This window comes from Sulfitobacter pontiacus (assembly GCF_040790665.1).
GTDB classification, from domain to species: Bacteria; Pseudomonadota; Alphaproteobacteria; order Rhodobacterales; family Rhodobacteraceae; genus Sulfitobacter; species Sulfitobacter pontiacus.
Window position 1 is genome coordinate 428,259 of record NZ_CP160849.1, and the last position, 14,123, is coordinate 442,381.

Here is a 14,123-nt window from a genome sequence, read left to right on the forward strand (position 1 = left end):
GTTGCGTCGCACAGCCCGGAGTAGCATGTTCATTCGGCATGAACACGAAAGCGCTCAAACCTGATGACAACTGCAGAATTCCTCACCTTACTCGAACGCTTTCAGACATCGATTGTCGGAATTATCGGTTTTGCTGGGGTTATATTGACGCTGATTGCGAGCTCCCTGAGCTCGAGACGAGAGCACCAACGTCAAGTTGAGACCAGACGCACGGCATTGCGACGCATCTTGGCTGCGGAGCTTCGGAACTATGAAAGGGCGCTCAGAAAAAATCTCGAGCAAGAAAAGCCGGCCGAGGCTTTCATATCAGTCGGACGAATACGTCGATTACTTTCTGAACATCTAAGAGCCGATCTCGGCCTTCTAGGGGTGCATGAGATTGATATCGTGGTGAATGCGCTAATCAGCCTGGATGGGATGGATCACTTTCTGTCAAATATTTCATCGCAAATGACTGATGATCAATTTTTGTTGGCCCACGAAAAATGGGAAGATCTGCGGATAGTATGCTCGACAACCGCCGACGCTCTGGACTACGCGGTTCAGGCTCTAGAATTTTCAACCAAAGGGAAATTCTAAATTTGGGCGGCACTTCTCGGCGTCCATTGTATCGAGTTGCAAACAACAGAAAAACGCCCAGTCGGTTTCAACACGCCAAGCTGATCGTAATTTTAGAACCGCAAAAGTTGTGCACTCTCCACCTCAAGAAGAATCCTTGACGTGCGTGAACGGACGGAAGACCCTGTAGCCCTTGTTCAACATATCTATCAAACCGGGTATACAAGCGTGTCCGATGTGAGGGGTGTGCGAATTAGAGGACTTACTATAATGAATTTTCGCACCTTAGTTTTGGCCGTGATGCTCACAGGCCTAAGCAGCACATCAATCGCGGAAACAAATTTAGCCAAGACGACATCCGTTCAGTCTACCGTGGAAAGCACTGCACCGGTAGACTTTTGGTCCCAAATTCTGAACGCTCGCGACGGCGCAGTCGTATATTCAGCAGCTTGCTGCAAAGTATGTCGCAAAGGGAAGGCCTGCGGAGACAGCTGCATCAGCCGGTCCTACACTTGCCGCAAGGGCATCGGATGCGCCTGTGACGGATGAGGGATGGCAATTTTAAAATCCGGAATGCCTAGCTTGCCAAAGAAAGAAACGCACGCAAATGAGCGCTACGAGGTGGCAGGCTTATGTGGTTAGAGGGTGTCCCTGGCCTGCGCTCTAAGGAAACTTAAAGGTAGACGCACTATGCCGCTGATATTAACCCAAAACGAAGTTAATGTGAGCAACGCTCACAACTGGCAAGACGACGAAGGTGTACAATATCACTACCCGACTAAATACCGAAACAAGGTTTTAGAAGGTGAGCGGTTTGTTTACTACCGAGGGGTAAATCGCTTGAACGGCAAGCGAGGCGATGCCCATTACTTTGGTACCGGCCGAATAGGATTAATTACACAAGATCCAGATCCAGAAAGGCAAACGGGCGTCAAGAAAGCTTGGTTTTGTCAGATCGAGGATTACGAGCGTTTTCCTTCTGACGTTCCTGCCAAAGTCGATGGAATACTGAGGGAACAGGGCCCCAGCAATCAATTCCGCGACGGCGTTCGCGTAGTTGACGACGAAACATTTGACAGCATCTTAGAGGCGTCTGGCTTGGCACAAGGCTATGCAGCATCAGGCAACACCTCCCCTCAGCCCGAAAACGTTTTCGCCAAACCTGCCGGCAACTTGCTGATACCATCTAAAGGCGGTGCTGGTGGCGGAAACTCGTCACCCCGCCGCTCACGTCATGCGAAAGCCGAAGGAGACTGGGCGGAAGAACTCGCTCTTCGTATTCTGCAAAATATTGAGGGCTCAGCCCATCACGTTCACCGCGCTGCTATCGGAGAAACGCCTGGCTGGGATCTGGACTATCTAGATGCCAATGGGGAGCTTCACCGAGTGGAGGTAAAGGGGACACAAGCGGCGGCGTTTCGAAACATCGAGATTACTGCCAATGAATTGGCCGCTGCAAAACGTTATAAGAGTGACTATTCGCTGCTACTGATAGCTAAATGCATGTCAAACTCACCCAGCTATCAGCTAATTAGTGACCCCGCTAAATATATAGAAGAAAAGCAGTGGGGTATTAAGCCAACAGCATTCAAGGTAACATTTTAAAGATCCTTGCATATCAAATTTCGAAGCACCTCAGAACTGATTTCTGCCCAGCCACGGAAAACAAACCTCCTATGCCCCACGAATTATTAATTCGACGGATATCACCAAATGCCTTAAACAGTGATATCTAATTTCATTTGATTTACTTGGAAACAAAATTCAGAGTACCATTCACTTTTGTTGAAAAGCGCCCTACGAAGAGACTTTCATCGAGCTTGGGCGAAGGCATTGCAGTCGCGAGAATAATCTGATGTTCTGAGATCGCCGCATCTGATAGATTAGCAACCTGCTCTTGAAAATTATGACTTCTCTCCATCTCCATTCCCTTGTCCTCAGTGATATCAATCATAAGAAACCGAGGATGACGGAAGGAAGGCTCTTTGATCGCTGCAGACAAAAATGCAACCAGGAAACTTGATTTAAGAACCACTCGAGAGCTAGCCGAAAAATAGGTATGATCATCAACCGAAATATTATTTTTCCCAAATGAAAAATCGACGCGTCTGGGATTTTCAAAAGAGTCCTGACGTATCAAATCCCCTTTTAAAAGGGAAATAGTTTCCATTTCAATCTTACGCCTCGCTAAACTAAGTTGCTCAGTTTGGCTCTTTTTCATAATTTCTATTCGAATAGCTAAGTCCTGCATCTGCTCGTCCAACAGAGCCTTTGTAGCGGATAAGTCGCCAATCTTATTCGCCAACTGCAGTTGTTTGTCGGTATCCTCGATAGTTTTATCGATATAGCCGAGTTGCCGGTGAAGCGTTCGCACCTTTTCTTTCAATGTACTTGTGGGCCGGACATTCAGTGCGGAAAGTTCCGCAGCCTTTCTTTTCCATTCGTCGTATAAACTTTCGTATTCCGTTCTCGCACGAGTCAACCTATCACGGCGGATATCCTGAAGCTGCTTCGATTGCCGTAATTGAACAGCGATATCATTCATTTGATCAACGATACGGTCACGAATACGTTCGTGGTCGAATGGCGTCTTACAAAGGTGGCATGCGTGGATCTCGCTAGTTTCTTCAAGCACTTCAGCGTAGCAGGCCGGGCAAGCAGCAAAATTAACGATCTCAACTATTTCAGAGGCGCTTTCCGAATCCCTTAATGCTTCTAGTCTTCGTTCTAGAGATTGGACAAACTCATTCGAATCAGCGATATCAAGCTCGACACTATCAACTCTCAAACGCGCCACATTTAACTTATTCTGCAATGTGCTAACTTGTGCGTAGAGCTTCTGAGATGAGGTAAGGGATATCGCGCCAGTACTTTCATTATCGTACATCGCAGATTCTGCTTCATCAATACTATTGAGTAATGCTGCCCTTTCATCTTCTAATGATTTGCGCTTCTGCAAAACCCAATCAAGACCTAGGCTTTCGTCACCACCTACAATTTTAAAAATGCTTTTCAGATCGGAACTGGCAGCGGAGAATTGGCGATCCTTTTCCCGATAAAGCTGCTGTAGTTCATATATTTCAGCATCAAATGCACCGCACAGTAGATTACCAACCGCTTCTCTAAGATTCTCTGGGTCGTAACCTTCAAATCTAAACAGGCTTTCGATAGGTGTCATTTGGTCAGCGTATAGTAGCCTAAGAACCTGATGCATAGTGATGCTGGATGTTCCCTCGACCGCAACATCCGGCATATCCAGCAATCTGAAAATGGCCTGGGAAAAGCTTTCCTTCGAACCCCTACTATAAGGAAAGCGTAGCCAGTTTTCAATTGGGGCTTTGACCGCATCAGAGTACCGTCCGCCGAAAATGTCCATTCCTGACCTTGAAGATTGATCGATCTCTCTCTTCAAGACAGCCGGTTTACCATTAAACTCAACTTCAAGCCAAACGTGCGTGCATTGCAAAGCATGTTCACTCCAGTCGGAACGGTTCAGGTCCCCTCCGAGCCCGTAGAATAAAAAATTTAGAATAGTGGACTTGCCTGAGGAGTTCGCACCGCGGATAACGTTTACACCCCGGTGAAAATCCTCGTCATATAGAACATTTAGGTCACGGCGAACCACCAGCCTACTAACGAAAATATTTGGATCAAACCGGATCATAACGAAATTCCATTAATTTGGACCTGGCCTTGAGCCCTTTTTTTCCAAGTAGAGGGTAACGTTCCCTCATTGAGCACAGAATTTCAATGATATCGGCCATCTGATGATTTGACGTCCTAACCCTAGTCGTCATTGTATCAGGCATGGAATCTTTCAAAAACAAAACTTCATCAAGCGCCCACTCTTCGGTTGAAACGTGTCCTGCTTTAGCTAGGCTAGATACTGCAGCTCTCTGGAATGGCTCCATCCGATCGAAAATAACTCGATCATCAGGCATTCCCCCATAAGGTACCATCCATTCGTAGGATCTGCTGATACTACGCCAAGAAACATCCTCCGCATAAAGCGATATCCCCTGGATACGAAAGGGAAACAATAAATAAAAATCTAAGATTCTAAGCATATCGAAAGATGTTTTTTCACTGAAAAGACAGGCATCGTTGAGCCGAATAATCCTAAATATAGCATTATAAGGATCGAATGCTTCATTATAAGTAAGCTGTGTCATGTCACACTTTGCGCAGAATAATGCCATCTAATAAAACACTGTTCGGCCAACCAGTATATCATACCATGGACCACATTGTGGCTCATCTCAATAACTTCATACCCACATTCTTCAACAATAGGGCTAATTATCCTATCAATAACCAGCGCATTTATTTCAGCTTCTGTCTTGTGAGGTATTTCTAGATAAACTACGTTGTTAAATTCTAATTCTGCTTTAGCCAAAATGTGCACAAATATTTGTTGAGCAGTATGGTATAAAGACCAGCGTTCCAAAAGCTTAACGAACATTTCCTTTTTTTCAATCGCATCGAAGTATGATGCACTTTTCCCCGCTGCCTCCAGTTTGGCCTGAAGCCCACTAACGCCATCTACCGACCTCTTGCGGTGATACCTCGCGAGTTCGTCGATTATCTCTCTCGTTTCGTCGTTGTCTTCCACTTGCTGTTGCAGTTTTGTCAATAGACGCTCAACCATACCCTTTGTTGGCAAAGCCATATGGTTGATTACTGTAGTCTTGTCGCGACCAATTAAATCGCCGTCGGCGCGTGCACCCTTTTGATAGACGTTGTTCACTTGGCTAGCTACGCTTGTCACGGCCGACAATGTCTCCAGCTGCCTTGGCCCTGGTTTGATCTACTGAATTTCCACTTGCACCCGTATTTTGAGTTTTCTTCACGATTTTTAAGGTCACAAGTGCTCCACCCAGCCCGCCTGCAATGACCCCGCATAAGAAATCCCAAAACTCTAAACTGCCAAACATCGCTGATTCCAAATAAAAGTTGTTCAGCGTATTAGGTACGAGCTGGACGAAGAATGCAACTCTCAGTTGCTTACTGGATATTATGGTGGAGGCTTGAGGCAGTAGCGGCCCCTAGCTCATAGCTAGCACTTTTTCCGGCTTAACCGCAGCGCACAGGTCCGCCCCCCTAGAACTACGCCTCGAGGAGACTGAGGGCCGTATGGGCGCATAAAAACAGATTTGAATCTGACCCGATAATGCCCCGCTTGCCGGTCATACCGCGCACTCGGTCTCGGCAGTAGTATTCGGTAAGAACAGATCGCGAATGTGCGGCAAAGCGTGTGGCAGACACATTTTAGAACTAAATCGCTAGCATCCAAGTCTTTGAAAATAAATGGAGGCGAGTAGGAGAATCGAACTCCTGTACACGGATTTGCAATCCGCTGCGTAACCACTCCGCCAACTCGCCTCGGCCGCGATGACGCGGCTGGCACATGGGCCACTGGCCCCTATGCGTTTGGCGCTTATCCCGATTTTCTGGGGAAATGTCTAGCCCAGTTTAAAGCAAAACGGCGGGAAAAATATCTCCCGCCGTGAAATGGTCAATTACAGGGAAATGACGGGCTTGTCGTCTTCTTCGGGCGCGTCGAGCTGCAGGTGGTGATCTTCGAGGATCAGGATGTTTTCCGCCCCCACAACCGCGCTTTTGGTTTTGTAGCCGATGACGTCTTCGATCTCCATCTCGGGGTTACGCGCCATCAGGATCGTCTCTTCGGACGAGAAGTTGGTCAGCCCGCGGGCGAACTCGTTCCCCTGCTCGTCATAGACGTGAAGCACATCACCTTTAGAGAATTCGCCCTGAATCGACACCAGATCATCACGCTGCAAGCCGCGCTCCTTGGCGGTGATCGCGCGGACAGCCTCGTCCGTGACGACCAGCGTTCCGGCAACCTGCAAACGGTTGCTCAGCCAGATCATCAGCGGCGACGCCGCCTTGGCCGACGCCAGACAACGGGTGTGGCGGCGTTCGTTGTTCAGCACCGAGGAAATCGGGCGTTCGATGATACCGTCGGCGATGATCGTCTCGACACCGGCGTTCTGTGCCATATTGGCCGCCAGCATCTTGGTCAGCATGCCGCCGCTGCCCAATTCGCTGATGCTTTTGGTGGATTCGAGGTGTTCGGACACGTCTTCGATTTCCTCGATGAACTGGGCACCGGGTTCGGAGGGGTCACGGTCATACAGGCCTTCGACGCTGGTCAGGATGATCAGGTGATCGGCCTCGACCATCTGGGCCACCTTGGCGGAAAGACGGTCATTGTCGCCCACTTTCAGGTCGCGTGTGGCGATGGAATCGTTCTCATTGATGATGGGCAGGATCTGGTTTTCAAACAGCCGCAGCATGGTGTTCTTGATGTTCAGAAAGCGGCGACGCTCTTCCATGTCTTCGACGGTCACCAGCATTTGCGCCACGTCAAAGTTGTATTCATTCGCAACCTGACGGTAGGCGTTCATCAGCAGGGGCTGACCACAGGCGGCCGCCGCTTGCTTGTCCAGAATACCGGCCTCTTCGGGGCGTTTCCCGATCATGTTCAGGCCAAGCGCGACCGAGCCTGACGAGGTCAGGATGATCTCGTATCCCTGGTCCTGAAGGTCCCCCAAATCCGCCATGAGACCGTTCATGAAAGCATAGCGCAATGTCAGCTTTTCTTCATTGGCCAACAGGCTGGATCCGATTTTAACGACGATACGTTTCTTCTTGGACACGGGGAGACTTCTCCGGTTTATTGTTAAATTTCAACGCGTCATCCCGCGCGACACAGAATGCCGCAACGCAGAAAAACGCTGTGATTCGGGGATGTATAACATGTGGACACCAAGCATTTGCAACCGCCAAGCTAGGGCGCGCGGGATTACGCCACGCTCAGGCCGTGGTTTTCAGCCCTTCTAGCGCGGTACGGGTCGCGGCGGGAATCTCGGTCGGGCGGTGGTCGTCGCGGTTTACATAGACATGCACAAAGAACCCTTCGGCAGAGGCGTTTTCCTCGTCGTTCCGGAACAGGCCCAACTCCATCCGGACGGAGCTTTTGCCAAGCTGCGCCACCCGCAGCCCCGCTGTCACGCGGTCGGGGAAGGCCATCTCTCCGAAATAGCGGCAACCGGTTTCCACGACGAGCCCGAAGGCGGGGCTGGTCTGCGGGTCCAGCAGCCCCCGTTCGATCAGCCAGCCGTTTACGGCCGTGTCAAACAGCGCATAGTGCACGACGTTGTTCATATGCCCATAGGTGTCATTGTCGTTCCATCGCGTCTGCAAAGGATAGAAGTCCGCGAAATCGGCACGGGTGGCGGCAGGTGCGCGGGCGGCCATTACCAAGCCGCCTCGTAGATTGCCTGAGCATCGGCCTGTGTCACCTCGCGCGGGTTGTTCACAAGCAGACGGGCCTGCACCATCGCGTCTTCGGCCATCTTGGGGATCGCGGACCGGGGGATATCGACATCGCGCAAGCGCGGCGGCAGCCCAATCCGCTTGGATAGATCCGTCAGCGCATCAACGAAGGCGGCGGTGCGGGCCTGACCGCCTTCGACTTCTGCCAGGTCGGGGAAGGCATCGGCAGCGATCTCGGCATAGACACTGCCCGCTTGGGGCGCGTTGAAACGCAGCACGTGGGGCAGCACCAGCGCGTTGGACAGCCCGTGCGGGATATGGAAGGTGCCACCGATGGGATAGGCCAGCGCGTGTACCGCCGCGACGGGGGCATTGGCAAAGGCTTGCCCCGCCAGCATCGACCCCAGCAACATCGCGCCGCGGGCCTCCAGGTTGCTGCCATCCGCGACGACGGTTTCGATATTGGCCCCCAGCAGGCGCAGCGCCTCGCGGGCAAGTAGCTTGGACACAGGGTTGTTGTTGGCATTGACCGAGGCATAGGATTCGATCGCGTGCACCATCGCGTCAACGCCTGTGGCCGCGGTGATCGACGCGGGCAGACCGACGGTCAGGGAGGCGTCCAGAATGGCCATATCAGGCAGGATCACGGGCGAGGAGACGCCGCGCTTTTCCTCTGCCCCGACGGTGATGATCGACACGGGCGTGACCTCTGACCCGGTGCCAGCGGTGGTAGGAACCAACACCAGCGGCAGGCGCGGCCCCTTGGCCTGCCCTACACCCCAAGCGGCATCCAGATCCTCGTCAGAGCCAAGCAAAAGCGCCACAAGCTTGGCCACATCCTGCGATGACCCGCCACCAAAGCCGATGACTCCGGTCGCCCCCGCGCTGCGCCCTGCCTCTACCGCGCGCATCAATGTCTCGCGCGAGGGGTCGGCCTCTACATCATCAAAGACGGTGACCTGATGACCGGCTTTCTCAAGCGCATCGATGCAAGGGTCGCACAGGCCAAGTTTGCGCAAACCGGGGTCGGTGATCAACAGGCACGTCTTGCCCAGCAACCCGCCTGCCAGCGCGGCGATACGCACGGCGGCCCCGTTTTCGAATACGACGGATTTTGTGGTGTTGAATACAAAAGGGTTCATATGCCCGCGCCTCTCCCATAGCTGGCTGCAGCGTTCCTCCGCGCTGCGACTTGGGGGCATTAAAGGGAATTATCCCGCACGCGCATAGCCGTTATTTCGGTTTCTTTTTTCGCTCTGCGAAACTGCGGGAAGAGCCTGGCCCGCCACGCAACAAATGTGCATAACCACCCTGCGCGATTGGGTTTTTCGACGCGGCATCCAGCGTCTGCGTGGATAAATCGGGCGCGTTTGACACATCAGACAAGCCGTCAGGCCCTTCAGGGCAAGCGGCGGACTTCGTTGGTCTGGCTGCGCAGATACTCCATCACCGCGGGACGTACCGATTGATCCCCGCGATCACGTGCGGCATGGATCACCTCGCGGATTTCCCCCAGATCAGAGCGGTGCAACATGCTTTTGACCGGCCCGATGGACGCGGGACGCATGGACAGCGTTGTGATCCCGATGGCAGCAAAGCACAGCGCCTCTATGGGGCGGCCCGCATCCTCGCCACAGAATGACAGTGGCGTACCGGTTTCGCGGCAACGGTCTACGATGTTCTCTAGGAAGGTCAGGAAGCTGACGTTCAACGTGTCATAGCGGCGGCGCACCAGCTCGTTCTCGCGGTCGGCGGCAAAGAAGAACTGCTTAAGATCGTTGCCCCCGATCGACAGGAATTCGACCTCTTCGAAGAACTTCGTCGGGGCAAAGGCCAGCGATGGGGTCTCGAGCATCGCGCCAACTTCGATTTGCGACGGCAGCACATGGCCCAAGCGCGCCTCGCGGGCGAGCGTCTTATCCATCTCGGCACGGGCGGCGCGGTATTCTTCGAACTGCGCGACAAAGGGGAACATCACCGACAGGGGGCGCCCGTTCGCCGCACGGATCAACGCCTGCAACTGCATCCGCATCATGCCCGGCTTGTCCAGCCCGACACGGATCGCACGCCAGCCCAAAGCGGGGTTCGGTTCGTCGTTGGGCTTCATATAGGGCAGCACCTTGTCCGACCCGATATCCAACGTCCGGAACACCACACGTTTACCCGACGCGGCATCCAACACACGGCTATACAGCGCGGACAGCTCCGACCGTTTCGGCATCTGGCTGCGCACAAGGAATTGAAGCTCCGTGCGGAACAGCCCCACCCCTTCGGCCCCTGACCCGTCAAGCGAGGGAAGATCCGCCATGAGACCCGCATTCATATGCAGCCCGACCCGCGTGCCGCATTTGGTGATCGCCGGTTTGTCGCGGATCGACGCATAGCGTTCCTGCGCCTCGGCCTGCATCGCGATTTTGTCGCGGAAGGCAGAAGCAACGGTTTCCTCGGGGCGCAGATGCACCACGCCCTGTTCGCCATCCACCATGATCCGGTCGCCGTTCAGCGCATCATTGGTCACGCGGCTGGCGTGGACGATCAGCGGGATCGCCAGCGCCCGCGCGACAATCGCGGCATGGCTGCCAACCGACCCGCCCTCCAGCACGATACCGCGCAGGGAGCGGCCGTATTCCAACAGCTCAGCCGGTCCGATGTTGCGCGCCACCAGAATAGGGTCGGTGGGCATCTCGGCCCCCGTGTTCGACCCCTGCCCTGTCAGAATGCGCAGCAAGCGATTGCTGAGGTCATCCAGATCGGACAGACGTTCGCGCAGATAGGCGTCGGCGGCCTGCCCCATACGGGCGCGCGCCAGAGATTGCTCTTTCTCGACAGCCGCTTCGGCAGACAGGCCACGGCCGATGTCTTCCTCCATCCGGCGCAACCAGCCTTTGGAGTTGGCGAACATCCGATAGGCTTCAAGCACCTGTTGCTGGTCCTTGTCTCCCCCCGCCATCGCCATCATCTGATCCACGCTGACGCGCAAATCATCGACCGCCTCGTTCAGACGCGCGGTTTCGCTGGCAGGATCGTCGGCCACAAGCTTTGACACGACGACGCGCGGCTCGTGCAGCCAGACGTGGCCTTCGGCAACGCCCTCTTGCGCCACGGTGCCGCGGATCAGAACCGCCTGACTGTGCCGCGCCGACATCGCGGCACCCTCGCCGACAAAGGCCCCTAGCTCGGTCATTTCGGCCAGCACCATGGCGACCACTTCCAGCGCATAGACCTCGTCAGCCGAGAATTCCCGCGCAGCTTTGGATTGTACGACCAGAACGCCCAGCATCTCGCCTAAGCGCTGCACCGGTATGCCCAGAAAGCTTGAATACAGCTCTTCGCCCGTTTCCGGCATAAAGCGGAAACCGGGGGCCTGCGGGGCATTTGGCGTGTTGATAATGCGCTTGCGTTTGGCGACGCGCCCGACCAGCCCCTCGCCCATCTTCATGCGCGTCTCGTGGACCGCATCGGCCTTCAGCCCTTCGGTCGCGCAAAGTTCCAGCGTGTCTTCATCGCGGAACAGGTAGATAGAACAGACCTCGCAACCCATAGAGGACGCGATCAGATGCGTGATCTTGTCCAGCCGCGCCTGCCCTGCATCATCACTGGCCATGGCATCGCGTAGGCGACCCAACAGCTTGCGGCTTTCTGTCTCTATCCCATCAGCCATGTGATCATTTCCCCCCGGCGATGCCAGCTTAGATCACAGGCGTCCCAAAATTGAAACGCCTGATATCATTGACATCTATCATCTGCTCCCCGAGGCCGGAAGATGCGTTTTCCCCTGTTGCGGGAAAACGCTGTGATCTTCGCAGGTGGGGTGCCCGGGAATTAGGCGGGTTTGTCCAGCTCGAACGCGTCATGCAGCGCCTGAACGGCCAGCTCCATGTATTTGCGGTCGATCAGAACAGAGATTTTGATCTCGGAGGTGGTGATGACCTTGATGTTCACACCCTCGTTCGACAACACCTGAAACATCTTCGCCGCAACGCCGGTGTGGCTGCGCATGCCGATCCCCACGACCGACACTTTCGCCACATCGGTATCCGCGATCAGATCGTCGAAATTCAGCTCGCCCGATTTTTTCGCGGCATCAATCGCGACTTCCGCGCGTTTGATCTGATCGACGGGGCAGGACCACGTCATATCGGTGCGCCCCTCTTCCGAGATGTTCTGAACGATCATATCGACGTTCACGCCACCATCGCTGAGTGCGGTGAAGATCGCGGCGGCAATGCCGGGGCGATCCGCGACCGAAACCAGCGTCATCTTTGCTTCGTCACGCGAAAACGCGATACCGGATACTACATTGCTTTCCATAATTTCCTCCTCGGCGCAGACCAGCGTTCCAGCCTCGTCTGATTGTTCCTCAAAACTGCTCAGCACGCGCAGCTTGACCTTGTACCGCATGGCCAGTTCGACCGACCGGGTTTGCAGCACCTTGGCCCCCAGCGACGCCAGTTCCAGCATTTCTTCAAAGGCGATCTTGTCGAGCTTGCGCGCCTTGGCGCTCACCCGCGGGTCGGTGGTATAGACCCCGTCCACATCGGTGTAGATATCGCAACGCTCTGCATCAAAGGCAGCGGCAAACGCAACGGCGGTGGTGTCCGACCCGCCACGCCCCAGCGTGGTGATCCGGCCCTCGGGGGAAACGCCCTGAAAGCCCGCGACAACCGCGACGCGCATGCCTTCGTCGAATTTCGCCATGATGTTTGCAGGCGGAATTTCCTCGATCCGGGCCGAGGAATGCGCGGAGGTCGTCTTGACCGGCACTTGCCAGCCTTGCCAACTGCGCGCCGGTACGTCCATTTCCTGCAAGGTCAGCGCCATCAGGCCCGCGGTGACATTCTCGCCCGAGGAGACGACAGCGTCATATTCGCGCGCGTCATATAGCGGAGAGGTTTCGTTCACCCAGCCGACCAGCTCGTTCGTCTTTCCCGACATGGCGGAAACGATGACGATCACGTCATAGCCCTTGGCCACTTCGACGCCCACGCGTTTGGCCGCGCGGCGGATACGGTCCAAGGTGGCCACCGACGTGCCACCAAACTTCATCACCAGAACAGGCATATGTCCCCCGTTGCAAAACTCCGGCGCGGTGTACGCGCAAGCGCCGCCCTTAGCAAGCCCGCAGGCCGCTGTCGTAACGCAGGGAAATTATGTGTGAACCGCAAGTTGCAAGGTAGCAGGGCGGGGTATCCGCCCGCCCAAGGTCGCCTGCGCCCCCCCCGTCTATGACGTGGTGCGTTTGGCCCGAAACGGCAGCGGCGTCAGCGGGATACCCTCTTCGATCAGGGCGACGGCTTCGTCCAGACGCGCCTCGCCATAGATTGACCGGTCGGGCGCATCCCCGATGTGGATGGCACGGGCTTCACGCACGAAATCATCGCCCACATATTCCGAGGAGGTTTCGACCTCTTTGCGCAGCGCCTTCAGCGCCTCTTCCAACGCGCTTTGAGGCTTCGATAGCACCGGTACTGCGGCGTCCGGCTTTTGACCACCCTCACCGCGGTTCTCGCGGCGCTCACCGGTTGTGACACGGGGGGCCATCATGCCCTTGGTCACCTTGGTCGACCCACACAGCGCACAGGTCAGATGCCCCGCCTGCGCCAGCGCATCAAAGGCGGCGGCAGATTTGAACCAGCTTTCAAACTGGTGGTCTTGATCACATTTCAGCGAAAACTTGATCATCGCGCCCGCAGGCATCCTCTCGTCGTTAAGATATGTTAAAAATGGGGGCGCAAGCCGGTCCCGTCAAGCGGCTCAACTCCGCCCGCGCGGATCGAAGTCCCGGATCATGCGCGCCAGCTCGGGTTCTGACACCATTTTGGCGGCCTTCTTGCGCGACATCCACTTGCGCCGCCGCTGGCCGGCTTCGGGGTATTTATCGGCGGTGATCTTGACCTCTACGGGATAGAGCATGGCCACCACCGGCAACATCTCTCCACCGTCCATTTCCTTTGTGTAGGAATAGACGCCAAGGCAGCCGCCCGTGACCCGCCCGCGCACGCCCGCTTCTTCCCATGCCTCGCGCGCGGCGGCGGCACCGGGGGTTTTGGCATCCATCGGCCAGCCTTTCGGCACAATCCAGCGTTTCGCCCCCCGAGACGTGATCAACAGCACCTGCACCTTGCCTTGGCGCACACGGTAACACAGCGCGGCGAACTGTGTTCGCACCTCTCCCTTGCGGGCACCTTGCAGTGATATGGGCAGCTGTTTCATGCGGGGCATTCTGTCTCCGGGGTGGTACGGCAACAAAAGCCTACCCGTGCCGT

The 14,123-nt window shown here is 55.1% G+C and carries 12 protein-coding genes and 1 tRNA gene; 2 read left to right on the plus strand and 11 right to left on the minus strand.

The annotated features are described in order from the left end of the window. The first annotated feature begins 63 nt into the window (after positions 1 to 63). Together AB1495_RS02030 and AB1495_RS02035 are read left to right on the plus strand one after the other, a co-directional pair. The gene (locus AB1495_RS02030; protein ID WP_074634636.1) at positions 64 to 579 is read left to right on the plus strand and encodes a hypothetical protein; all 516 of its coding nucleotides are present in this window, start codon (positions 64 to 66) and stop codon (positions 577 to 579) included. A gap of 669 nt (positions 580 to 1,248) precedes the next feature. After that, complete coding sequence (locus tag AB1495_RS02035) at positions 1,249 to 2,163, plus strand: protein NO VEIN domain-containing protein (RefSeq protein WP_074634637.1); 915 nt, start codon at positions 1,249 to 1,251, stop codon at positions 2,161 to 2,163. Between the two features lie 142 nt (positions 2,164 to 2,305). Here AB1495_RS02035 and AB1495_RS02040 read toward each other — a convergent pair whose 3' ends face one another. The 11 genes from AB1495_RS02040 to AB1495_RS02090 form a co-directional block, all read right to left on the minus strand. After that, positions 2,306 to 4,222, minus strand: a complete 1,917-nt coding sequence (locus tag AB1495_RS02040) for an ATP-binding protein (protein WP_074634638.1) — start codon at positions 4,220 to 4,222, stop codon at positions 2,306 to 2,308. Beyond that, a complete protein-coding gene (locus AB1495_RS02045; RefSeq protein WP_074634639.1) occupies positions 4,209 to 4,730 on the minus strand; it encodes an ABC-three component system middle component 5 in 522 nt (173 codons plus the stop codon). The genes AB1495_RS02040 and AB1495_RS02045 overlap by 14 nt, the downstream gene beginning before the upstream one ends. Next, complete coding sequence (locus tag AB1495_RS02050; protein ID WP_367581968.1) at positions 4,727 to 5,326, minus strand: ABC-three component system protein; 600 nt, start codon at positions 5,324 to 5,326, stop codon at positions 4,727 to 4,729. The genes AB1495_RS02045 and AB1495_RS02050 overlap by 4 nt, the downstream gene beginning before the upstream one ends. A 540-nt stretch (positions 5,327 to 5,866) precedes the next feature. After that, a tRNA-Cys gene (locus AB1495_RS02055) sits at positions 5,867 to 5,940 on the minus strand. Between the two features lie 137 nt (positions 5,941 to 6,077). Then, complete coding sequence (proB, locus tag AB1495_RS02060; protein WP_005849359.1) at positions 6,078 to 7,238, minus strand: glutamate 5-kinase; 1,161 nt, start codon at positions 7,236 to 7,238, stop codon at positions 6,078 to 6,080. 157 nt (positions 7,239 to 7,395) lie between these two features. After that, positions 7,396 to 7,839 carry a thioesterase family protein gene (locus AB1495_RS02065; protein ID WP_009825098.1) on the minus strand — a complete coding sequence of 148 codons (444 nt, stop codon included), beginning with the start codon at positions 7,837 to 7,839 and terminating at the stop codon, positions 7,396 to 7,398. Continuing rightward, positions 7,839 to 8,999, minus strand: coding sequence for an iron-containing alcohol dehydrogenase (locus AB1495_RS02070; protein WP_074634642.1), 1,161 nt, complete (start codon positions 8,997 to 8,999; stop codon positions 7,839 to 7,841). The genes AB1495_RS02065 and AB1495_RS02070 overlap by 1 nt, the downstream gene beginning before the upstream one ends. 257 nt (positions 9,000 to 9,256) lie before the next feature. Next, positions 9,257 to 11,518 carry a phosphoenolpyruvate--protein phosphotransferase gene (gene ptsP / locus AB1495_RS02075; RefSeq protein ID WP_005849365.1) on the minus strand — a complete coding sequence of 754 codons (2,262 nt, stop codon included), beginning with the start codon at positions 11,516 to 11,518 and terminating at the stop codon, positions 9,257 to 9,259. A 161-nt stretch (positions 11,519 to 11,679) separates the two neighbouring features. Then, positions 11,680 to 12,918, minus strand: a complete 1,239-nt coding sequence (locus AB1495_RS02080) for an aspartate kinase (protein ID WP_074634643.1) — start codon at positions 12,916 to 12,918, stop codon at positions 11,680 to 11,682. A 162-nt stretch (positions 12,919 to 13,080) separates the two neighbouring features. Continuing rightward, complete coding sequence (locus AB1495_RS02085; RefSeq protein ID WP_237279682.1) at positions 13,081 to 13,539, minus strand: DUF1178 family protein; 459 nt, start codon at positions 13,537 to 13,539, stop codon at positions 13,081 to 13,083. 72 nt (positions 13,540 to 13,611) lie between these two features. Beyond that, on the minus strand, positions 13,612 to 14,070 hold the full coding sequence (locus AB1495_RS02090) for an NUDIX hydrolase (protein WP_243250566.1): 459 nt from the start codon (positions 14,068 to 14,070) through the stop codon (positions 13,612 to 13,614). Positions 14,071 to 14,123 lie beyond the last annotated feature (53 nt).

What these genes read in the sequence shown, in the direction of transcription:
- AB1495_RS02040 (WP_074634638.1), bottom strand. Translation starts at nt 4,222, where the DNA reads ATGATCCGGTTTGATCCAAATATTTTCGTTAGTAGGCTGGTGGTTCGC.
- AB1495_RS02030 (WP_074634636.1), top strand. Translation starts at nt 64, where the DNA reads ATGACAACTGCAGAATTCCTCACCTTACTCGAACGCTTTCAGACATCG.
- AB1495_RS02045 (WP_074634639.1), bottom strand. Translation starts at nt 4,730, where the DNA reads ATGACACAGCTTACTTATAATGAAGCATTCGATCCTTATAATGCTATA.
- AB1495_RS02070 (WP_074634642.1), bottom strand. Translation starts at nt 8,999, where the DNA reads ATGAACCCTTTTGTATTCAACACCACAAAATCCGTCGTATTCGAAAAC.
- AB1495_RS02085 (WP_237279682.1), bottom strand. Translation starts at nt 13,539, where the DNA reads ATGATCAAGTTTTCGCTGAAATGTGATCAAGACCACCAGTTTGAAAGC.
- AB1495_RS02080 (WP_074634643.1), bottom strand. Translation starts at nt 12,918, where the DNA reads ATGCCTGTTCTGGTGATGAAGTTTGGTGGCACGTCGGTGGCCACCTTG.
- AB1495_RS02090 (WP_243250566.1), bottom strand. Translation starts at nt 14,070, where the DNA reads ATGAAACAGCTGCCCATATCACTGCAAGGTGCCCGCAAGGGAGAGGTG.
- AB1495_RS02035 (WP_074634637.1), top strand. Translation starts at nt 1,249, where the DNA reads ATGCCGCTGATATTAACCCAAAACGAAGTTAATGTGAGCAACGCTCAC.
- AB1495_RS02065 (WP_009825098.1), bottom strand. Translation starts at nt 7,839, where the DNA reads ATGGCCGCCCGCGCACCTGCCGCCACCCGTGCCGATTTCGCGGACTTC.
- ptsP (WP_005849365.1), bottom strand. Translation starts at nt 11,518, where the DNA reads ATGGCTGATGGGATAGAGACAGAAAGCCGCAAGCTGTTGGGTCGCCTA.